Raw genomic sequence first — 20,726 nt, 5'->3', positions numbered from 1 at the left:
TTATGAGCAAAAAATACTTTGGCACCGACGGTATTCGTGGTCGGGTCGGCGAATACCCGATTACTCCTGATTTCATGCTCAAGCTTGGTTGGGCTGCGGGCATGGCGTTCCGCAAAATGGGCGCCTGCAAGGTGCTGGTTGGCAAAGACACCCGGATCTCCGGTTACATGTTCGAGTCCGCACTCGAGGCCGGGCTGACGTCGGCAGGTGCTGACGTGATGCTGTTGGGCCCGATGCCGACTCCGGCGATCGCTTACCTGACGCGTACCTTTCATGCTGAAGCCGGTATCGTGATCAGCGCCTCGCACAATCCTCACGATGACAACGGCATCAAATTCTTCTCCGGAAAGGGCACCAAGCTGCCGGATGAAGTCGAGTTGATGATCGAAGAGTTGCTCGACACCCCGATGACCGTGGTTGAGTCGAGCAAGATCGGTAAAGTGTCGCGAATCAACGACGCTTCTGGTCGCTATATCGAATTCTGCAAAAGCAGCGTGCCGACCGGTACCAACTTCTCTGGCCTGAAGATCGTGATCGACTGCGCTCATGGCGCCACCTACAAGGTTGCGCCCAGCGTGTTCCGTGAGCTGGGTGCCGAAGTCGTTGTGCTTTCCGCGCAGCCTAACGGCCTGAACATCAATGAAAATTGCGGTTCGACCCATATGGGCCAATTGCAGGCTGCCGTATTGGCCGAGCACGCCGATCTGGGTATTGCCTTCGACGGTGACGGTGATCGTGTCTTGATGGTCGACCACACTGGCACCATTGTTGATGGTGACGAGCTGCTGTACATCATCGCTCGCGATTTACACGAGCGCGATAAACTGCAAGGCGGCGTGGTCGGTACATTGATGAGTAACCTCGGGCTGGAATTGGCCCTGGCGGATTTGTCGATTCCTTTTGTGCGAGCCAATGTTGGCGACCGCTATGTGATCGCCGACTTGCTGGAGCGCAACTGGCTGGTAGGCGGTGAGAATTCGGGTCATATCGTCTGCTTCAATCACACCACCACAGGTGATGCGATCATCGCTGCGTTGCAGGTGCTGATGGCGCTGAAAACTCGCTCGGAAGGTCTGGCTCAAGCCCGTCAGGCGCTGCGCAAGTGCCCTCAGGTGCTGATCAATGTCCGGTTCGGCGGAGGGGCGAGTCCGCTCGATCATCCGTCGGTCAAGGAGGCCAGCGCCCGTGTTACCGAGGCTATGGCCGGTCGCGGGCGCGTGCTGTTGCGCAAGTCCGGGACGGAGCCGCTGGTGCGGGTCATGGTCGAAGGCGAGGACGAAACACAGGTTCGTGGTTACGCCGAAGAGCTGGCAAAACTGGTTAGTGAAGTTTCTGCCTGAATTCGGCTTGCCAGCCATGATTGTGTTGGGTAACATCTGCGCCCACTTTGACCGACGAGGTACAGCATGCGTCGCCCTATGGTAGCTGGTAACTGGAAGATGCACGGTACCCGCGCCAGCGTCGCTGAGCTAATCAATGGCCTTCGTCATCTGGCCTTGCCGAGCGGTGTTGATGTAGCGGTATTCCCGCCTTGCTTGCATATCAATCAAGTGATTGATGGCTTGGAAGGCAAGTCGATTTTGGTCGGCGCGCAGAATTCTGCGGTGGAATCCATGCAAGGTGCACTGACCGGTGAAATTGCGCCGAGTCAATTGGTGGATGCAGGGTGTTCCCTGGTGCTTGTCGGGCACTCCGAGCGCCGCCAGATTATGGGCGAGCAGGGCGGTATGCTGATTCGCAAGTTCGCAGCGGCACAGGCATGTGGCTTGATTCCGGTGTTGTGCGTAGGGGAAACCCTTGAGCAGCGTGAAGCCGGTAAAACTCTTGAGGTTGTCGGGCGTCAGATAGGCAGTATCATAGAGGAGCTAAGTGTCGGTGCCTTTGCAAATGCAGTAATTGCTTACGAGCCGGTCTGGGCCATAGGCACCGGACTGACTGCTTCGCCGCAACAAGCGCAGGATGTGCATGCAGCCATTCGCGCGCAGTTGGCGGTAGAGAATTCTGAGGTCGCACAAGGTGTGCGGCTTCTATACGGCGGCAGCGTGAAGGCGGCCAATGCGGTCGAACTGTTCGGCATGCCGGATATCGATGGGGGGCTCATTGGTGGAGCTTCCCTGAATGCAGATGAGTTCGGTGCGATTTGTCGCGCCGCGGGAAACTGAAAAAATGCTGGAAACAGTCGTAGTCGTTTTTCATCTGCTGGGTGCATTGGGCGTAGTTGCTCTGGTATTGCTGCAGCAGGGTAAAGGTGCGGATGCTGGCGCGTCTTTCGGAGCAGGTGCTTCAAATACTGTGTTCGGAAGCCAAGGTTCCTCTACCTTTCTTAGTAAGTTTACTGCTATACTTGCCGCCGGTTTCTTCATAACCAGCTTAGGGTTAGGTTACTTTGCTAAAGAGAAAGCTCACCAGCTGACTCAAGTAGGTCTGCCAAACCCGGCAGTGTTGGAAGTTCCAAAGCAACAACCGGCTTCTGATGATGTACCGGTGCTTCAAGAGCAAAAGTCGGCTACTCCAGCGACTGACGTGCCTCCAGCTCAAGAGCAAAAGTAAGAAGGGTTTCAAACGTAGTATTGCCGAGGTGGTGGAATTGGTAGACACGCAACCTTGAGGTGGTTGTGCCCATAGGGTGTAGGGGTTCGAGTCCCCTTCTCGGTACCAATTATCAGGATAGCCCGCTGTTGCGGGCTTTCTTGTAGGTGGAAGGTTACATTGACCCTGTCAGGGATCGGTCGTATACTTCCGCCCCAGCTTTGTCGCGGGGTGGAGCAGTCTGGTAGCTCGTCGGGCTCATAACCCGAAGGTCGTCGGTTCAAATCCGGCCCCCGCAACCAGTTTAAGGAGCCCCTTTTAAGGGGCTTTTTGTTAGCTGGACACTTTCTACGCCGCTGTTCGACGGCGTTTCAAGGATGGGCGTTTCGCCCATTTTTTTATTTTGCAAAGCATGCACATACATGCACGAGGGGGTTCAGGTGTCGAGCAAGCTAGAAGAGTTGCAGGCCTTGTTGGCCCCGGTGGTCGTGGCCCTGGGCTATGAATGCTGGGGTATTGAGTTTTCGGCTCAAGGTCGCCACTCAATGTTGCGCGTTTATATTGATAAAGAGGGCGGTGTGCTGGTGGACGATTGTGCCATCGTCAGCCGTCAGATCAGCGGTGTCCTGGATGTTGAAGATCCAATCGCCGTTGAATACACCCTTGAAGTTTCCTCGCCTGGCATGGAACGCCCACTGTTCACTATTGAGCAGTTTGCAAAATTTGCCGGTGAACAAGTGAAGATCAAGCTGCGCTCGCCTTTTGAAGGACGACGCAACTTTCAGGGCCTTCTGCGCGGCGTAGAAGAGCAGGACGTCGTGGTGCAGGTAGAAGACCATGAGTTCCTGTTGCCGATCGATATGATCGACAAGGCCAACATTATTCCCAGTTTTGACTGAGACGCGGATCCCGCGGATCCAATGGCTTGCGAAAGGCGAGGCGTACGATGAGCAAAGAAGTACTGCTGGTTGTTGAGTCGGTATCCAATGAAAAGGGCGTACCGGCAAACGTAATTTTTGAAGCGCTGGAGCTGGCTCTGGCCACTGCTACCAAAAAGCGGTTTGAGGACGAAGTCGATCTGCGTGTGGAAATCAATCGCCACACGGGTGCTTATGAGACATTCCGTCGCTGGACGGTCGTCGAAGAAGCAAACCTGGACGATCCGGCCATCGAAACCTGGCCGAGCAAGGTTGCCGAAACGCATCCGGGTGCTCAGGTCGGTGATGTAGTCGAAGATAAGATCGAATCCATTGAGTTTGGCCGGATCGCTGCACAGACTGCCAAGCAAGTCATCGTGCAGAAAGTTCGCGAAGCCGAGCGTGCTCAAGTCGTTGATGCCTATCGCGAGCGCCTGGGGGAAATCATCTCCGGCACCGTGAAGAAAGTCACCCGCGACAACGTGATCGTCGACCTGGGCAACAATGCTGAGGCGTTGCTGGCTCGTGAAGACATCATCTCTCGCGAAACTTTCCGGGTTGGCGTGCGTCTGCGTGCGCTGCTCAAGGAAATCCGTACCGAGAACCGCGGCCCGCAGCTGATCCTGTCGCGTACCGCGCCGGAAATGCTGATCGAGTTGTTCCGCATCGAAGTGCCGGAAATCGCTGAAGGCCTGATCGAAGTAATGGCAGCATCCCGTGACCCGGGTTCGCGCGCCAAGATCGCGGTCCGCTCCAAGGACAAACGCATCGACCCGCAAGGCGCTTGCATCGGTATGCGCGGTTCGCGCGTCCAGGCAGTGTCGGGTGAGTTGGGCGGTGAGCGTGTTGATATCGTCCTTTGGGACGACAACCCGGCTCAGTTCGTGATCAATGCGATGTCGCCGGCTGAAGTGGCGGCAATTATCGTTGACGAAGATGCCCATGCAATGGACATCGCCGTTGGCGCAGACAATCTGGCTCAGGCCATCGGTCGCGGTGGTCAGAACGTGCGTCTGGCTAGCCAGTTGACTGGCTGGACCCTGAACGTGATGACAGAATCGGACATCCAGGCTAAGCAGCAAGCAGAAACCGGCGACATCCTGCGCAACTTCATCGACGAGCTGGAAGTCGACGAAGACCTGGCACAGGTGCTGGTAGATGAAGGCTTCACCAGCCTGGAAGAGATTGCCTACGTACCGTTGGAAGAAATGCTCAACATCGACGGCTTTGACGAAGAAACCGTCAACGAGCTTCGCGCTCGCGCCAAGGATCGTTTGTTGACCAAAGCCATCGCTACTGAGGAAAAGCTGGCAGACGCCCATCCGGCCGAAGACCTGCTCTCGCTTGAGGGTATGGACAAGGATTTGGCGATGGAACTGGCGGTGCGCGGCGTAGTTACCCGCGAAGACCTGGCCGAGCAGTCTATTGACGATCTGCTCGACATCGACGGCATTGACGATGATCGTGCCGGCAAGTTGATCATGGCCGCCCGAGCCCACTGGTTCGAGTAATTAGGCGCGGCCTGAGGAGAGAAGTGCATGACGCAAGTCACGGTGAAACAACTGGCCGATGAGGTCAAAACACCGGTAGAGCGCCTGTTGCAGCAGATGCGTGAGGCAGGTCTGCCGCACACCGCCGCCGATGAAGGTGTGAGCGATAGTGAGAAGCAGTCTTTGCTGACTCACTTGAAGAGCAGCCACAAGGCGAAAGTGGAAGAACCGCGCAAGATTACATTGCAGCGCAAAACCACCAGCACGCTGCGTGTTGCTGGCAGCAAAAGCATCAGCGTTGAAGTACGCAAGAAGAAAGTCTTCGTACAGCGCAGCCCGGAAGAAATCGAAGCCGAGCGCAAACGCGAGCTGGAAGAACGTCGCGCAGTAGACAATGCTGCTCGTCAGAAGGCTGAAGAAGAAGCCAAGCGTCGCGCCGAAGAAGAAGCGCGTCGCCAGCCTGCTGCTGCGCAAACCGCTACTAACGACGCCGTTGCAGCGCCTGCTGCAGTTGCCGAGCCAGTACGCGAAAGCGCACCGGTTGTAGCCGCTGCTCCAGCACCGTCTGCTGACGTTCGCAACAAGCAGAACGAACAGCGCCGTCCGGATAAACCACGTGCCGACGATAACAATCGTCGCAGCGGTGGTGGCGACGGCGAGCGTAAAAACGCTCCGCATCGTGCCTCGGTCAAAGAGAAAGCGCCTGCTCCACGCGTTGCCCCACGTACTACCGACGAAGAAAGCGATGGCTTCCGTCGTGGTGGTCGCGGCAAGGCCAAGCTGAAGAAACGCAACGCTCACGGTTTCCAGAACCCAACCGGTCCTGTCGTGCGTGATGTGCAGATCGGCGAGACCATCTCTGTTGGCGATCTCGCCAATCAGATGTCGGTCAAGGCTGCTGAAATCATCAAGTTCATGTTCAAACTGGGTACTCCAGCGACCATCAACCAGGTGCTTGATCAGGAAACTGCTCAGCTGGTAGCCGAAGAACTGGGCCACAAAGTGACCCTGGTCAGCGACACCGCCCTGGAAGATTCCCTGGCAGAGTCCCTGAAGTTTGAAGGTGAGACGTTCTCCCGTGCGCCAGTTGTGACCGTAATGGGCCACGTTGACCACGGTAAGACTTCGCTGCTCGACTACATCCGTCGTGCCAAGGTAGCTGCTGGCGAAGCCGGTGGTATTACCCAGCACATCGGTGCGTACCACGTTGAAACTGATCGCGGCATGGTCACTTTCCTCGATACCCCGGGTCACGCTGCGTTTACCGCAATGCGTGCCCGTGGTGCCAAGGCGACTGACATCGTGATCCTGGTCGTTGCAGCGGACGACGGCGTAATGCCGCAGACCATTGAAGCGGTCCAGCACGCCAAGGCTGCCGGTGTTCCACTGGTAGTTGCTGTGAACAAAATCGACAAGCCGGGCGCCGATCTCGATCGCATCCGTAGCGAACTGTCGGTTCACGGCGTGACCTCGGAAGAGTGGGGTGGCGACACCCCGTTCGTATCGGTTTCGGCGAAAGTCGGTACCGGCGTGGACGAGTTGCTCGAAGCTGTTCTGCTGCAAGCTGAAGTTCTGGAACTGAAAGCGACGCCTTCGGCTCCAGGCCGTGGTGTTGTGGTTGAATCGCGTCTCGACAAAGGTCGTGGCCCGGTTGCTACCGTTCTGGTTCAAGACGGTACCCTGCGCCAAGGCGACATGGTGCTGGTCGGTTCGAACTATGGCCGTGTACGTGCCATGCTCGACGAGAACGGCAAGCCAATCAAGGAAGCCGGTCCATCCATCCCTGTCGAGATCCTCGGCCTGGACGGTACCCCGGACGCTGGCGACGAGATGAGCGTGCTGTCGGACGAGAAGAAAGCCCGTGAAGTGGCTCTGTTCCGTCAAGGCAAGTTCCGCGAAGTCAAACTGGCTCGCGCTCACGCTGGCAAGCTGGAAAACATCTTTGAAAACATGGGCCAGGCAGAGAAGAAGACGCTGAACATCGTCCTCAAATCTGACGTCCGTGGTTCCCTCGAAGCGTTGAACGGCGCCTTGAATGGCCTGGGTAACGACGAAGTGCAAGTGCGTGTTGTCGGTGGCGGCGTCGGTGGTATCACCGAGTCCGACGCTAACCTGGCACTGGCCTCCAACGCTGTACTGTTCGGCTTTAACGTGCGTGCCGATGCTGGCGCTCGCAAGATCGTCGAGCAGGAAGGTCTGGATATGCGTTACTACAACGTGATCTACGACATCATCGAAGACGTCAAGAAAGCCCTCACCGGTATGCTGGGCAGCGATGTTCGCGAGAACATCCTGGGTACCGCTGAAGTGCGTGACGTGTTCCGTTCGCCGAAGTTTGGCGCGATCGCCGGTTGCATGGTTATCGAAGGTGTTGTTCACCGTAACCGTCCAATCCGTGTACTGCGTGAAGACATCGTTATCTTCGAAGGCGAGCTGGAATCTCTGCGCCGCTTCAAGGATGACGCTTCCGAAGTACGTGCCGGCATGGAATGCGGTATTGGCGTCAAGAGCTACAACGACGTCAAAGCTGGCGACAAGATCGAAGTCTACGAGAAGGTTCAGGTTGCTCGCAGCCTCTAACTCGCGCACTTCAAGGGCCACGCCAAGCCGCTGCATGCAAATGCGCGGCACCGCGTCAGGACTCTAAACGCAACGCCCGGTCTGGCTTTTGTCAGGCCGGGCGTTTGCCGCTTTCAGACCCCTCGGGTTTCACCGTGGGGCAGTAACAGGTAACAAGACATGGCAAAAGAATACAGCCGTACCCAACGTATCGGCGATCAGATGCAGCGTGAGCTGGCACAGCTGATCCGTCGTGAAGTCAAAGACCCGCGCGTCGGCCTGGTCACCATTACCGCTGTTGAAGTCAGCCGTGACGTCGGTCACGCCAAGATCTTCATCACCGTGATGGGCCAGGACAACGCCGAAGACATCGCGCAAAGCATCAAGGTGCTCAACTCCGCCGCCGGTTTCCTGCGTATGCAGTTGGCTCGCGAAATGAAGTTGCGCAGCGTTCCTCAGCTGCACTTCCACTACGACGAAAGCGTCGTGCGTGGCGCGCACCTGTCGGCCCTGATCGAGCGTGCGGTGGCTGAAGACAATCAGCACCCGGTAGCGGCTGAACCCGAAGACGCCAAGGAGTAATCGGTGGCTCAGGTCAAACGTATCCGTCGTAACGTCAGCGGTATCATTCTGCTCGACAAGCCGTTGGGGTTTACCTCCAACGCCGCGTTGCAGAAGGTTCGCTGGTTGCTGAACGCCGAGAAGGCCGGTCATACCGGCAGTCTCGATCCGCTGGCCACCGGCGTGTTGCCGTTGTGCTTCGGTGAGGCCACCAAGTTCTCGCAATACCTGCTCGATTCCGATAAGGGTTACGAAACCCTGGCGCAACTGGGCAAGACCACCACCACGGCCGATGCCGAAGGTGACGTTTTGCAGGAACGCCCGGTGACCGTTGGTCGCGCCGATGTCGAAGCTGTATTGCCGGGTTTTCGTGGGCAAATCAGTCAGATACCGCCGATGTACTCGGCGCTCAAGCGTGATGGTCAACCGCTGTACAAGCTGGCCCGTGCAGGCGAAGTAGTGGAGCGCGAACCGCGTTCTGTTACTATTGCGCGCTTGGAATTGCTGGCCTTTGAGGGTGATACTGCGCGGCTTGCGGTGGATTGCAGCAAAGGCACCTATATTCGCACCCTGGTGGAGGATATCGGTGAGCAACTCGGTTGTGGCGCTTACGTGGCTGAATTGCGACGTACCCAGGCCGGGCCTTTCACGCTGGCGCAGACGGTCACGCTTGAAGAGTTGGAAGCGGTACATGCCGAAGGCGGCAACGAAGCGGTCGACCGCTTCCTGATGCCTTCGGACAGCGGCCTGCTGGATTGGCCGTTGTTGCATTTCTCGGAAGCGAGCGCGTTCTACTGGCTCAACGGCCAGCCGGTACGTGCCCCGGATGCCCCGAAATTTGGCATGGTGCGAGTACAGGATCACAACGGTCGCTTCATCGGTATCGGTGAAGTGAGCGAAGACGGGCGCATCGCGCCGCGTCGACTGATTCGGTCAGAATGACCGGACGAGGGTGGCTGTTAACAGGCACGGTCACTACTCATTTTTAGATACAGGGATTTGTCCCTGGCCTGTTGAAGCTGTTTCTTTGAAACAGTTTCCTGATAAAAGGATTGCCTCATGGCTCTCGACGTTCAAGAAAAAGCTCAAATCGTTGCTGACTACCAGCAAGCTGTTGGTGACACTGGTTCGCCAGAAGTGCAAGTTGCACTGCTGACCCACAACATCAACAAGCTGCAAGGTCACTTCAAGGCCAACGGTAAAGATCACCACTCCCGTCGTGGTCTGATCCGCATGGTAAACCAGCGCCGTAAGCTGCTGGACTACCTGAAAGGCAAGGATCTGGGCCGTTACCAGGCTCTGATCGGTCGCCTGGGTCTGCGTCGCTAATAAGCGATTGCGCTAGAGGTTGGTTGTTTGCCGTGTGTCAGTGGGATTTCCGCTGGCCCATGGCAGGCTCCCAGCCTCAAGTTTTATCTGGATAGTCGTTTTACCCTGGACAGGCGTTGGGCCGATTCCCGACATTGCCCAAGAATTTCGCAAGAAGACAAGTTCCCCAAGAGCCACAAAAGAAGGTAGGACACCGTGAACCCGGTAATCAAAAAATTCCAGTTCGGTCAGTCGACCGTTACCCTCGAGACCGGCCGTATCGCCCGTCAGGCCTCCGGCGCAGTATTGGTCACCGTTGACGACGACGTCAGCGTATTGGTGACCGTAGTCGGTGCCAAGCAAGCCGATCCAGGCAAGGGCTTCTTCCCTCTGTCCGTTCACTACCAGGAAAAGACTTACGCTGCCGGTAAGATCCCTGGCGGTTTCTTCAAGCGTGAAGGCCGTCCTTCCGAGAAAGAAACCCTGACTTCCCGACTGATCGACCGTCCGATCCGTCCGCTGTTCCCGGAAGGCTTCATGAACGAAGTGCAGGTTGTCTGCACCGTCGTTTCCACCAGCAAGAAGACCGATCCGGACATCGCTGCGATGATCGGTACCTCGGCTGCGCTGGCCATCTCCGGCATTCCTTTCGATGGCCCGATCGGCGCTGCCCGCGTTGCGTTCCACGAAAGCACCGGCTACCTGCTGAACCCGACTTACGAACAACAGAAAGCTTCGAGCCTGGACATGGTCGTTGCCGGTACTTCGGAAGCCGTTCTGATGGTTGAATCGGAAGCCAAAGAGCTGACCGAAGACCAGATGCTGGGCGCGGTACTGTTTGCTCACGACGAGTTCCAGGTTGTGATCAACGCCGTTAAAGAACTGGCTGCCGAAGCTGCCAAGCCAACCTGGACCTGGGCTCCTCAACCAGAAGCCACCGCTCTGCTGGGCGCTATCCGTGCCGAGTTCGGCGACGCGATCTCCCAGGCTTACACCATCACCATCAAGGCCGACCGTTACGCTCGTCTGGGTGAACTGAAAGACCAGGTTGTGGCTAAGCTGTCCGGTGAAGAAGGCCAGCCTTCCTCCAGCGAAGTCAAAGCGGCTTTCGGCGAAATCGAATACCGCACCGTTCGCGAAAACATCGTAAACGGCAAGCCACGTATCGACGGCCGCGACACCAAGACTGTACGTCCTTTGAACATCGAAGTCGGTGTTCTGCCAAAGACCCACGGTTCGGCGTTGTTCACCCGTGGCGAAACCCAGGCTCTGGTCGTTGCTACACTGGGCACCGCCCGTGATGCACAGCTGCTGGATACCCTGGAAGGCGAGAAAAAAGACCCGTTCATGCTGCACTACAACTTCCCTCCGTTCTCGGTAGGTGAGTGTGGTCGCATGGGTGGCGCTGGTCGTCGCGAAATCGGTCACGGCCGTCTGGCCCGTCGTTCGATTGCAGCCATGCTGCCTGCCGCTGACGTGTTCCCGTACACCATCCGTGTTGTATCGGAAATCACCGAGTCCAACGGTTCCAGCTCCATGGCTTCGGTCTGCGGCGCTTCCCTGGCTCTGATGGACGCCGGCGTTCCGATGAAGGCACCGGTTGCCGGTATCGCCATGGGTCTGGTTAAAGAAGGCGAGAAATTCGCCATCCTGACCGACATCCTGGGCGACGAAGACCACCTGGGCGACATGGACTTCAAAGTAGCCGGTACCGCCAAGGGTGTTACCGCGCTGCAGATGGACATCAAGATCAAAGGCATCACCGAAGAAATCATGGAGATCGCTCTGGGCCAAGCCCTGGACGCGCGCCTGAACATCCTCGGTCAGATGAACCAGATCATTGGCCAGTCGCGTACCGAACTGTCGGAAAACGCTCCGACCATGATCGCGATGAAAATCGACACCGACAAAATCCGTGATGTCATCGGTAAAGGCGGCGCGACCATTCGTGCGATCTGTGAAGAGACCAAGGCTTCGATCGATATCGAAGACGACGGCTCGATCAAGATCTTCGGCGAAACCAAGGAAGCGGCTGAAGCAGCACGTCAGCGCGTTCTGGGCATCACCGCAGAAGCTGAAATCGGCAAGATCTACGTTGGTAAGGTTGAGCGCATCGTCGACTTCGGCGCGTTCGTCAACATCCTGCCTGGCAAGGACGGTCTGGTTCACATCTCCATGTTGAGCGACGCTCGCGTAGAGAAAGTGACCGACATCCTGAAAGAAGGCCAGGAAGTGGAAGTACTGGTACTGGACGTGGACAACCGCGGCCGTATCAAGCTGTCCATCAAAGACGTAGCAGCGGCCAAGGCTTCGGGCGTTTAATTACCCCCTCGCCTGACCGTTTCAACGTTATAAAAAATGCCCTGCTGTGAAAACTGCGGGGCATTTTTTTGTCTGTGAAACAGGGCCTGAAGTTGCTGGTCCTCGAACCCGGTGCTAGGTTTAGCCCACCGCCCGTGTAGCTCAGCCGGTAGAGCAGCGCACTCGTAACGCGAAGGTCGCAGGTTCGATTCCTGTCTCGGGCACAATTGACTAGATTCATGCAGTGCCAAGCAGTGTCATGAATCCCCCATAAAGCCCGCCTAGTGCGGGTTTATTGTTTCATGCGGTGCCATCCGGTTCCACCCAAGCGCTTGTCTTATGAGTACCTCCCTGAGTACCATTAGGTTGTTCAATAATCTATGGGTACTCAGCATGACTTTGACGGCTCTGCAGGTGAAGAATGCTGCGCCACGCGAGAGGGACTATGGCCTTGCCGATGGCGGTGGCCTATTCCTTTGGATTCGCACGGCAGGCGGCAAGTCTTGGCGCTTCCGATTCCGTTTGGATGGCAAGCAGTCTCATATTTCCCTTGGCACCATCGACAAGGTAACCCTCGCACAGGCGCGGCAGCTTGCTTCTGAAGCTCGCCAGCTTGTGGCACAGGGGCGGCATCCTGGGCTTGAGCGGAAGGTTGTGCGAGCCCAGGCGGCAATCTCTCGCGCTAATACGTTCAAGAGCCTTGCGTTGGAGTGGCATCAACATAAGTCGTCACGATGGTCGGTAGGTTACGCCGGTGACGTTATGGAAGCTTTTAAGCTGGACATCTTTCCCCAGGTGGGAAGTTTGCCGTTGACCGACATTAAGCCCATGCAGTGGTTACAGGTTTTTCGCCGTATAGAGTCGCGAGGTGCTTTGGAGAAGCTGCGCAAGGTTCGGCAACGCTGCCAAGAGGTCTACCGTTTCGCGATTGCCACTGGTCGTGCTGAGTACAACCCAATCGCAGACATCGGAGGGGCACTTCAGGCACCGACCTCCCGGCACTATCCCTTCTTGCCCATTGCAGAAATCCCGGAGCTCATACGCAGTATTAAGGCGTGTCCGGGGCATGATGTAGTTAAGATCGCCACCCGCCTGCTGATTTTGACGGGGGTGCGTACGGCTGAGCTGAGGGGGGCTCCTTGGTCGGAGTTTGACCTCGATACGGCGCTCTGGCTGGTCCCTGCTGCGCGTATGAAAATGCGCCGCGCTCATCTAGTCCCACTCTCCAAGCCGGCGGTGGCTGCACTGCGTGAGCTGGAAAACATTACTGGTGGCTACACGCTCGCGTTCACTGGCCGTAACGATCCGGCAAAGCCCATGAGCGAAGCTGCAATTAACCAACTGCTGAAACGCTCCGGCTATGACGGGCGTGCCACTGGTCATGGATTTCGCCACACGATGTCCACCACTTTGCATGAGCAGGGATATCCCAGTGAGTGGGTCGAAACCCAGTTAGCGCATGTGGACAAAAACAGCATACGCGGCACCTACAACCATGCTCAGTATCTGGAGGCGCGGCGAGAGATGCTTCAGTGGTATGCCGACCATTTGGATGTTTTGTCATGCAGCAGTGCCGGAGCTTCCATCGCAGGGGTGGAGAACGCCGTATGAATGATGATCTGATACGTCTACCTGATCTGGTGTCTGAGTACGCTCGTTACTATGAGGTTGATACTCAAGAGGCTGCACACGCTCTACATGAGCTGATCAAAGAATTGTATTTGGAGTACAGCGTGCGCCAAGGAAAAGTGGCGCTGCCCGATCACATATTCTGGGTCGGAAGGGTAGGCTCCTCTCAACGCTCAAACAGGATTTACAAACTGTTTTTTGAAGGGCTGATTAAATACTTCGATGATTTGTGTGATCCTCTACCTGGGATTGATAAAGACCTCGTGCGTTCATACTGTGAGAGCGATTCTTCCACTAAAGACATTCCAGTCGGCCTCATATATTTGTCTAGAGTCGCCCTTGGTGAGTGGATTCTGGATGCGGGAATTGAACCCCCAGATTACATGTTGATCGGTAATGCAGATAAGGGAGCTAAAGGAAGTGAGGGAGGGGAGAAGTTTCAAGCAAAAGAGTTGGGCTCCATCAGCTTGATCGTCAACGGTTTGATTAATCTAATCAAGGAGGTTGATAAGGCTCATACCGAGCAGCCCCTTGATGATGCATCTGGGAAGCGGGCAGATACTATTAAGCGTCGTGCTTTAGGACTCCGTTCGGTACGCAAGAATTTTGATCCCTGTTTGGCAATTCTGTCGCTAGCAGAGGCTGCGGAAGTTGAAATGCCGAAAAGTCACAAGACCCTTAGGAAGTTCATGAAGGGACATTTTCAAGGTGATGAAGGTTAGTCTGCATAAGGTGTGAAAATTTCTGGCATTTCCCTGAAAAACTGGCAATTGCCACGACTGCTTGCTTGAGGTGCCATTAAATCCCTAGCCATCCAATCCGGTTCCAAGGAGACCCGTCCAGATGGCTAGTCAATCTGTCTCACCTCTACTGCTTCGCCTTCCTAGTGTCTGCACCCTGGTGGGGCTGAGCAAATCCCAGATCTATCGCCTGATTCGGGCGGGCGAGTTCCCTGCTGGGATTTCGCTTGGAGCGAATTCTGTGGCATGGCCTGCTGAACAAGTTCATGTCTGGATTGCAAAAAAAATTAGCGCATCCGTTCGTTAACGATGTCTGCAATTATGCCAATTGCTGGCCGGATCTTTACCAAGCTAGAAGAACACAGCAAGCGTTCCAGCGTGAAACCGCAAGACGTGGAGGTCGAGCAGGTTCGTAGCCTGCGTGGAACTAGCATAAACAAGGCTGTGACGGAGGAGGGTGAGTTAGCTGATTTTTTTGTTTCGGCAGATGGCATCTCGACAAAAGACAGTCGTCATTTTATGGATGTTGCGCTGTTTCGCATGTCCAAACGGGAAAGTCGTGCTGGTGAAGTCATGCGCTATGACTTGGCAGATGGATATATTGAAGTAAAAGCCGGGCCAGATGGCATGGCTTCGATCTGGGACTACGACATTGTACTGATGCTAATTTCGCATTTAACCGAGTCGATGAATCTCTATAAAAGAGGTCGAAGTGCAATGCCGAGCCGTCTTTTTACGCCGCACGTCTCAGACATTCTGAAATTTTGTCAGCGTGGCGATGGCGGCAATCAGTCGAAAAGAATCGAATCAGCATTAGATCGCTTGAAAGGAACAACGATCAAGAGCGTGCTCCATCGCCCCTCGCGCAATTCTAAATGCGTTACGCGCGAGGTCAAAAGTGAGAGTCTAATTAGTGGGTATCGCGTGCTTTCTGAAACCGTCAGCGGCAGAGTAGATCGAGTTGAGATTGAGGCACCGAGTTGGATCTATAGACAAGTGATCGATAGTCATGGATCTGCGGTTCTTACTGTTAATCAAGACTACTTCTTGATTGGTTCAGCCATCGCTCGCTTCATCTATCGTTTAGCTCGACGTGCAGCGGGAAATGACAGAGCTCAGTGGGGGTTTAAAACAATATATGAGCGAAGCGGAATGACCTGTTTCAAGGAATTTTGTCGCATCCTACGGCGTCTCATTAGGTCTGATAACCTACCCGAATATAATTTATACGAAGAGGCTGGCCTGTCCGGGCCGCAGTTGATCATGACACGCAGGAGCGCAGATCCGGGCTGTGGATAATCCGTACATTGCCCACCAACCTCCGTACATTACCCACCACCTCCCGTACATTGCCCACCAAATTCCGTCTATTGCCCACCTGAGAACTGCGTAAGTGCTTGAAAATATTCATTTTAATTTGTTGTTCTCAATCTAAATCTTTAAATCTTTTAAAACAAATTTAAAACGGGTACCTCGCCAGCCGCCCCGATCAGAGCGCAGGTCAGGTTCGGCGTGGCTTTCAAGCGATCTTAGCCATTGCACACGACGACAATCTGTAATCGAAGGCGCTCGTCCATATCGATCCACAAATGAACTGGAGCCCTGTCGCCCTGCAATGAGGTTAGGAGTTTTCTGTCTGTACGGGACCGACCATATTTTCAAGAGCTGCTTTCATTGCTCGTTGTTGTTCGACCGTGAGGCTTTGGAAGAACTCCTGTGTTTCCATATGAAGAGCGTACTTTTGTAGCTGGTCCATGACAGTCGGTTGATGCCTTAGTAGTGCTCTCAGCACAAGAGATTGGGCTTTCTGTACGCCATCGATGAATTCTGCTGGTTCCCCTAGAAGGTTTTTGGCTACGCAGGCATGTCATCCATTCGAGGGGAGCCCCCAACGAGTTTGCTCCTTGGCGGTGGCATGATCTGCTCTAAGAGCGTGCATTACAGCTGTCGCCGTCTCATCGTTGCCCACTGCCCATGACGACATTAACGTGGAGAAGTGATCAACTTTTTCTTGCAGCATGTCGACGTGACGTTGAGCCCTGGAGGTCGTGTTCAGCGCTTCATCCCGATCTTGATCAGAGATAGCAAGAATCCCCCGTAAGGCTTCCATTTCGTTGTGATGCGCTTTCGCAACCACTGCCAATTTCTCCTGATGCTTTTGCTCGATTATTCCGATCTCTGCACGTTGCTCCTGGAGCAACACTTTGTGTCGAGCCACGCTGGTCTCCAAGGTGGCGGCGATCTTTGCTTTCGCTCTTTTGGCCTCGATGAACAGCAGTGCCAGCGCAATTGCCACAATCAGGAGCACGCCGATCACAAACAGCAAGCTGCTGCTTATCCAGCTGGGGTCGTTTAGGTTCAACGTAGGTAGACCTCGGTAATTTCAGGGCGGAAATGCCCCATTTCCTGGGAAACCACCTCTAGGGCCTGTTTTCGGGGGAGGTGGCGTTGCAGCGTGGCCATGCGCTCCTGGGCATAGGTGTGGCGTAGCCCGTGCGCGCCGTTTGACCAGCCGAGAGCCGCTTTAGAGGCAGCGCTAACACTTTTGCTCCAGGGCTGACCGCCTCCAATTCCGTAAAACTGCTGATAGTCGATATTTCGATCTTTGACGTTACGCGGCTCTGCCAGACGTGTTGCCTCCAGGCGTCTGGCCAGTGGAATCGGAATGCGCACCTCGCGGGTGAGTCCGCCTTTGCCGTGGACGGTGTAGCTGATGGTTGTTTCGCGGATGCCGAAAAATTTCATCTCATGCACGGGGCGTTCATCGGGCGCCTGGTGGTGCGTTCTGCGCAGGCCTAACAACTCATGGGCGCGCAGGCCTGCGGCATGGGCAATTTCCGTGGCGAGCGCATTGTGGGGAGACTGGCGGGTGGCGATCAGGGTCATTTGCTCACGGGCGTATGCCCTCGACTGATCGGCCAGTCGGCGACCTAATGTCGGCTGGCCTGCCTTCCCTTTGCGGGCTGTCGGTGCGGTGCTCTTGATGACCTCCAGGGTTTGACCTGGTGGGAGCTGATGAGTGACTTGCTGCATCATGACCTGGAGGGCTTGGCGTTCCATGTCCAGCGTTTTCTGGCCAACGACTCCGGCACGCTGCCGGAGGTAGTCCAAGGCGCGAGTTGGAGTCATATCCCGCAGGCTGCCGAGCCGGTTTTCCTGGAGGTACTTCGTGACCTGTTTCAGTCGGTCCTCGTAGTTCCGTACAGTCCCTACCGATCTGATATGGCTGCCCTGCAGCTTCTTCATCACGGACGCTGCCTGCGTCGCCGGTTTGGCAAATTTGGCCATGGCTACTTGCTCTCGCGGTTCCGGTATAGCCAGCGGTAGATAGTCGAGGTGTTGACGGCAACACCTCGCTCGGAGAGCCAATCTTGCAGTTGAATGGCATTGCATCCAGCTACATCGAGCTTCAGCAGCTCGAAGGTATGCTCATCCAGTACCGACTGCCGCTGGGCATAGGTGCGGATTTTTCGTCGCATCCGAGACTTGGCCTTGAGGCGTTCAGCGACGGCCTCCGCATCGAAATCGCTCATGGGTTATTGCCTAGTAGTTCATCTGTAAGAACGTCTGACCGCCGTAGCGGTTCAGCGACACACCATCCGAGGATGGGTCATTGTGCCTGTTCGCCCCCCTTTGCACTGAAGTGCAGGCGGGGACTGATCACGCCTACTCGGATTCTCCGAGCTGGTTCCTGATTGGCCGCTCAGGTGCGGTTGCCATTGTTGGTCTGGCCGACCTGGTTAGGTTGTTGTTTCTCCTCTGTTGATCGTTGATGTTCCCGACGCGTAGTCGGGGCCATGGCTTCATGCTCGATGACGTAGCGCGAGGCCTATGAAGCTCTGCCAGCGATGACGCGGGCAGGGCCTCTCTGCCATTGCCCCTCCCATGAATCACACGGGGGGAGCAGCCGGGCAGGGCGGTTAAAGCCCGGCTAGTTTAGGTTTATGAGAAGGGGGTTAGCAAAAAAATCTGCCTGCGCATTAATTTGTGCGTCAAATTGAGGAAAGTTATAGAAGCCCGCTATGTAAAGCGCCGGTTAGGCGCGTTACGTAGCGGGCTTGTACCGATAAATTTGACTCAGCATAGAAACTGCAGTGACTTGAGTGGAGATGCTAGGGGCTCCCCCTTTAGGCTGGCTAAAGCCAACACAAATGAGGGAGATGGCGAATGTCGAAACGGCAAAAAATCGCAGCAGTTTTGGACGCGGCATACGAGCGTATGCCGGCGATCACCAAATGGGCCGGTTGGGCCGGCATCGTACTTGGGCCTGTTCTTGGGTTTTTCCACATAGTGGCGATGTTTTTAATGCCTGGCGTGTATGGAAAGCGCGTCCTGGAACAGTACGATCTGGTGCAGCTAACCGGCGACGTGCTGGTCGCTCCATTCGCCCAGTACCTGATACTCATCGGTTTCACGTTGTGCGTACTGTGGATCGGTTTATGGGGGGTGAGGCTGGTTCTGGCTGTGCGCTGGTGGCTAATGAGGCGTTCCGCATGAGCGCCTCTGCAACCCCGGAGGGGTACGCGGGGTTCAGCTGGATATTTGCGCTTTGGGAGGATGTTGGCATGACGATGCTCGCAGCCACCCAGCCGATTTTCACCGCCCTTAACAACAGCAGTTCAACACTGGTCTTCAGCGTGGGAATCATATGGCTGATCATGATTATGTTGAGGGTGGCCGACGGCGGGCTGGCTCGTGGCCTGGCGGGAGGCGTGGTCATTTTTTTTGTCATGCTTTTAGGGATGAAACCAGCGACCGTTCAGTTGCCCAGCGGGGTCTCGGTTACATTAATTGATGCGCAGGCAACGACCCTGAAAGTGGCTATGGCCGTGCATCGCATGTACAGGTCTGCTCTGGATGGCGTCCTCAGCGAACACACCATTGCGGGATCGATTGTGCCGGCACAGGCGGCAGTTGATGACATTGCAGCGAGGGGCGCGCAGATCTATCAAGGCACCGATTTGGCCCGATTGATACACGACTACAACACCAGCTGTGCACCGAGTCGGGCCGAATTGGGAGGGGCTGAGCATGCGACGAAAATTGAGGCGATGCATGCTGTCGGCCTGCTCGGCGGCGGCGGGTTGGGGATTCCTGATGAGCAAATTAGTCTGATTGCTCAAGCTAAGGCGGCGGGCGGCGGCATCACGACCTATATGACCGGATCGGCTGAGGAAAACGGCGGGTGGCTTAACTACCTTCTGGGTGGAGGTGCCGCCCGGAAAGGGATTGAGAAAGCGGTAGACCTTGGTTCGGTTCAATCGCGCCGTGAGGCAGGAATAGCAGCATTGGGCAGCGCCGGTCCTTTTATGGGAGGCCGTTATGCACTGCCGACCAAAGTCCATTGGCAAGCGCTATTCGCCGGGCAGCCGGACTCAACACCCTCGTATCTACCCATAACGTTGATTCCAGGTCAGACGTCTCAGGTTATCGGGGCTGATGATCATGCAATGATGTTCCAACCTACCAGTTGCCTGGAGGCCTACAAAATTGCTCAGTTGGGGGCTGAGCAGGCCTACCTGGCCTTAAAAGAAGCTGGGGGAACAATCGCAGGTGGCCAGCGGGTAAGTGCTGAGGTGGGCGCCGTGAGCACGGCCGTGGCCTGGCAGCGCTTCATGACGCGATCACTGGAGAAAACCACCGGCCTTTCGCCGGATGGCGCTGAAATCGGAGCTGGAATTCTTGCCAGTGTTCAAATGTTCAAGGATTGGTCTGGCTGGCTAGATCTTCAAACCCTGCTGCCGGGATACGTACTGTTGTCAGCGTGGCTGTTCTGGATCGTATTACTCGCTGCGCCGTTGGCGCTGTTGCTGGCTCCGTTGCGTGGCGTTGGAGTATTGGTCAGTTGGCTCTCCCTCCTATTTTTCCCCGTGATCGCGATGCTGTTCGCACACGCACTAATTGTGGCTGTATCCCTCGTTATGGCCGCTGTTGCCATCGGCCAGGCTGCCGCTGCTAGCGGGTGGTCAGGATCAGGTGCTGACTTTGATGCGGTACGCGGGTTTATGGGAGCGATTGCAGCCATCCTGCTGGCTATTACGACTTGGATTGCATCAAGTCTGACTGGCGTTTCGGTGGGCGGCCTGGCTGGCAGCCTGACAGGGGCTATGGCCACGGCCAGTGGTGTCGGTGGGTTTGTTACACGTGCGGTGGGAACTGTTATGGCGATTAGCCGGCTAGGTGCTTTAGGCGCTGCTGGTGGCAAGGGGAGAAGTCCTGGTGGTGGTTCTGGTGGTTCTGGTGGTACGACTCCCCCACGACCGATCCCGCCAAGCCCTACAGGATCTAGCTCGGCACCACACGCTCGTCCGGCGCGAGATCCCAATGCTTCCGGTAGCGTGGCAAAGGCGTATTGGCCCACGACGCCCACTACAGATAGATCGATTGGAACGCGTCGCTCGGCTCTGATTCCACCAAAGAAGGTTCCACCGAAGCAGTAATTTTTTAGGGCTGGAGGCTCACCGGTCGAGTGAGCTGGTGCGGCGGGGGATGCGCTTGGTTAGACACGCCGCAGCGCAGGCCCATCTATCGAGCTGAGTGCGTAGGTATCTGATTAAGGGGGATATGTAGTGGTCTAATGAAACCGGACACCCATTTAGGCGAGAATGCTCGCCAGATCGAGGTGTCAGATGACCAAACAACGCCGTTCCTTTTCTGCTGAATTCAAACGCGAGGCTGCCGAACTCGTGCTC

Annotated in this window: 19 protein-coding genes and 3 tRNA genes; 19 read left to right on the top strand and 3 right to left on the bottom strand. The window is 55.9% G+C overall.

The window, feature by feature from the left end; translation table 11 throughout:
* Positions 1-2 precede the first annotated feature (2 nt).
* The 17 genes from glmM (at position 3) to EYC95_RS13355 (ending at position 15,333) form a co-directional block, all read left to right on the top strand.
* On the top strand, positions 3-1,340 hold the full coding sequence (gene glmM, locus EYC95_RS13435; RefSeq protein ID WP_131060784.1) for a phosphoglucosamine mutase: 1,338 nt from the start codon (positions 3-5) through the stop codon (positions 1,338-1,340).
* Positions 1,341-1,406: 66 nt separating this feature from the next.
* The gene (tpiA, locus tag EYC95_RS13430; protein ID WP_131060783.1) at positions 1,407-2,162 is read left to right on the top strand and encodes a triose-phosphate isomerase; all 756 of its coding nucleotides are present in this window, start codon (positions 1,407-1,409) and stop codon (positions 2,160-2,162) included.
* Positions 2,163-2,166: 4 nt separating this feature from the next.
* Positions 2,167-2,550 (top strand): preprotein translocase subunit SecG, encoded by a 384-nt coding sequence (gene secG / locus EYC95_RS13425; RefSeq protein ID WP_017336473.1) that lies wholly within the window; start codon positions 2,167-2,169, stop codon positions 2,548-2,550.
* A gap of 22 nt (positions 2,551-2,572) precedes the next feature.
* Positions 2,573-2,658, top strand: a tRNA-Leu gene (locus EYC95_RS13420).
* Positions 2,659-2,754: 96 nt separating this feature from the next.
* Positions 2,755-2,831: transfer RNA gene (locus EYC95_RS13415), tRNA-Met, on the top strand.
* Positions 2,832-2,969: 138 nt separating this feature from the next.
* Positions 2,970-3,428: a ribosome maturation factor RimP gene (gene rimP, locus EYC95_RS13410; protein ID WP_010463487.1), complete on the top strand. Its 459-nt coding sequence runs from the start codon at positions 2,970-2,972 to the stop codon at positions 3,426-3,428.
* 47 nt (positions 3,429-3,475) lie between these two features.
* A complete protein-coding gene (gene nusA / locus EYC95_RS13405) occupies positions 3,476-4,957 on the top strand; it encodes a transcription termination factor NusA (protein WP_131060782.1) in 1,482 nt (493 codons plus the stop codon).
* 27 nt (positions 4,958-4,984) lie between these two features.
* A complete protein-coding gene (gene infB / locus EYC95_RS13400; RefSeq protein ID WP_131060781.1) occupies positions 4,985-7,516 on the top strand; it encodes a translation initiation factor IF-2 in 2,532 nt (843 codons plus the stop codon).
* Positions 7,517-7,675: 159 nt separating this feature from the next.
* The gene (gene rbfA / locus EYC95_RS13395) at positions 7,676-8,077 is read left to right on the top strand and encodes a 30S ribosome-binding factor RbfA (protein ID WP_007942872.1); all 402 of its coding nucleotides are present in this window, start codon (positions 7,676-7,678) and stop codon (positions 8,075-8,077) included.
* A gap of 3 nt (positions 8,078-8,080) precedes the next feature.
* Positions 8,081-8,998: a tRNA pseudouridine(55) synthase TruB gene (truB, locus tag EYC95_RS13390; RefSeq protein WP_131060780.1), complete on the top strand. Its 918-nt coding sequence runs from the start codon at positions 8,081-8,083 to the stop codon at positions 8,996-8,998.
* A gap of 117 nt (positions 8,999-9,115) precedes the next feature.
* Entirely contained in the window at positions 9,116-9,385 is a 270-nt protein-coding gene (rpsO, locus tag EYC95_RS13385; protein WP_003176135.1) for a 30S ribosomal protein S15, read from the top strand.
* A gap of 195 nt (positions 9,386-9,580) precedes the next feature.
* On the top strand, positions 9,581-11,686 hold the full coding sequence (gene pnp, locus EYC95_RS13380) for a polyribonucleotide nucleotidyltransferase (RefSeq protein ID WP_131060779.1): 2,106 nt from the start codon (positions 9,581-9,583) through the stop codon (positions 11,684-11,686).
* A gap of 130 nt (positions 11,687-11,816) precedes the next feature.
* A tRNA-Thr gene (locus EYC95_RS13375) sits at positions 11,817-11,889 on the top strand.
* Between the two features lie 169 nt (positions 11,890-12,058).
* Entirely contained in the window at positions 12,059-13,276 is a 1,218-nt protein-coding gene (locus EYC95_RS13370) for an integrase arm-type DNA-binding domain-containing protein (protein ID WP_131060778.1), read from the top strand.
* Positions 13,273-14,016 carry a hypothetical protein gene (locus EYC95_RS13365; protein WP_131060777.1) on the top strand — a complete coding sequence of 248 codons (744 nt, stop codon included), beginning with the start codon at positions 13,273-13,275 and terminating at the stop codon, positions 14,014-14,016. The genes EYC95_RS13370 and EYC95_RS13365 overlap by 4 nt, the downstream gene beginning before the upstream one ends.
* Positions 14,017-14,137: 121 nt before the next feature.
* Complete coding sequence (locus EYC95_RS13360) at positions 14,138-14,341, top strand: AlpA family transcriptional regulator (RefSeq protein ID WP_131060776.1); 204 nt, start codon at positions 14,138-14,140, stop codon at positions 14,339-14,341.
* A gap of 2 nt (positions 14,342-14,343) precedes the next feature.
* Positions 14,344-15,333 (top strand): replication initiator protein A, encoded by a 990-nt coding sequence (locus EYC95_RS13355; RefSeq protein WP_131060775.1) that lies wholly within the window; start codon positions 14,344-14,346, stop codon positions 15,331-15,333.
* A 568-nt stretch (positions 15,334-15,901) separates the two neighbouring features.
* On the opposite strand, the gene EYC95_RS13350 is transcribed toward EYC95_RS13355, so the two are convergent.
* From EYC95_RS13350 to EYC95_RS13340, 3 genes are read right to left on the bottom strand one after another with little or no spacing between them, the layout of a single operon-like run.
* Positions 15,902-16,360, bottom strand: a complete 459-nt coding sequence (locus EYC95_RS13350; protein WP_131060774.1) for a hypothetical protein — start codon at positions 16,358-16,360, stop codon at positions 15,902-15,904.
* 32 nt (positions 16,361-16,392) lie between these two features.
* A complete protein-coding gene (locus EYC95_RS13345; RefSeq protein ID WP_131060773.1) occupies positions 16,393-17,322 on the bottom strand; it encodes a site-specific integrase in 930 nt (309 codons plus the stop codon).
* Between the two features lie 2 nt (positions 17,323-17,324).
* Positions 17,325-17,567, bottom strand: a complete 243-nt coding sequence (locus EYC95_RS13340) for a hypothetical protein (RefSeq protein WP_131060772.1) — start codon at positions 17,565-17,567, stop codon at positions 17,325-17,327.
* A gap of 634 nt (positions 17,568-18,201) precedes the next feature.
* On the opposite strand from EYC95_RS13340, the gene EYC95_RS13335 reads away from it, so the two are divergent.
* Together EYC95_RS13335 and EYC95_RS13330 are read left to right on the top strand one after the other, a co-directional pair.
* Positions 18,202-18,531 carry a hypothetical protein gene (locus tag EYC95_RS13335; RefSeq protein ID WP_131060771.1) on the top strand — a complete coding sequence of 110 codons (330 nt, stop codon included), beginning with the start codon at positions 18,202-18,204 and terminating at the stop codon, positions 18,529-18,531.
* Positions 18,528-20,474 carry a hypothetical protein gene (locus tag EYC95_RS13330; protein WP_178083836.1) on the top strand — a complete coding sequence of 649 codons (1,947 nt, stop codon included), beginning with the start codon at positions 18,528-18,530 and terminating at the stop codon, positions 20,472-20,474. Before EYC95_RS13335 ends, EYC95_RS13330 begins: the two co-directional genes overlap by 4 nt.
* Positions 20,475-20,726: the final 252 nt, after the last annotated feature.

The sequence above is a fragment of the Pseudomonas sp. BGI-2 genome (assembly GCF_004310295.1).
Classification (GTDB): domain Bacteria; phylum Pseudomonadota; class Gammaproteobacteria; order Pseudomonadales; family Pseudomonadaceae; genus Aquipseudomonas.
Note: the sequence above shows the minus strand (reverse complement) of the source record. Positions and strands in the feature narration are given on the sequence as shown.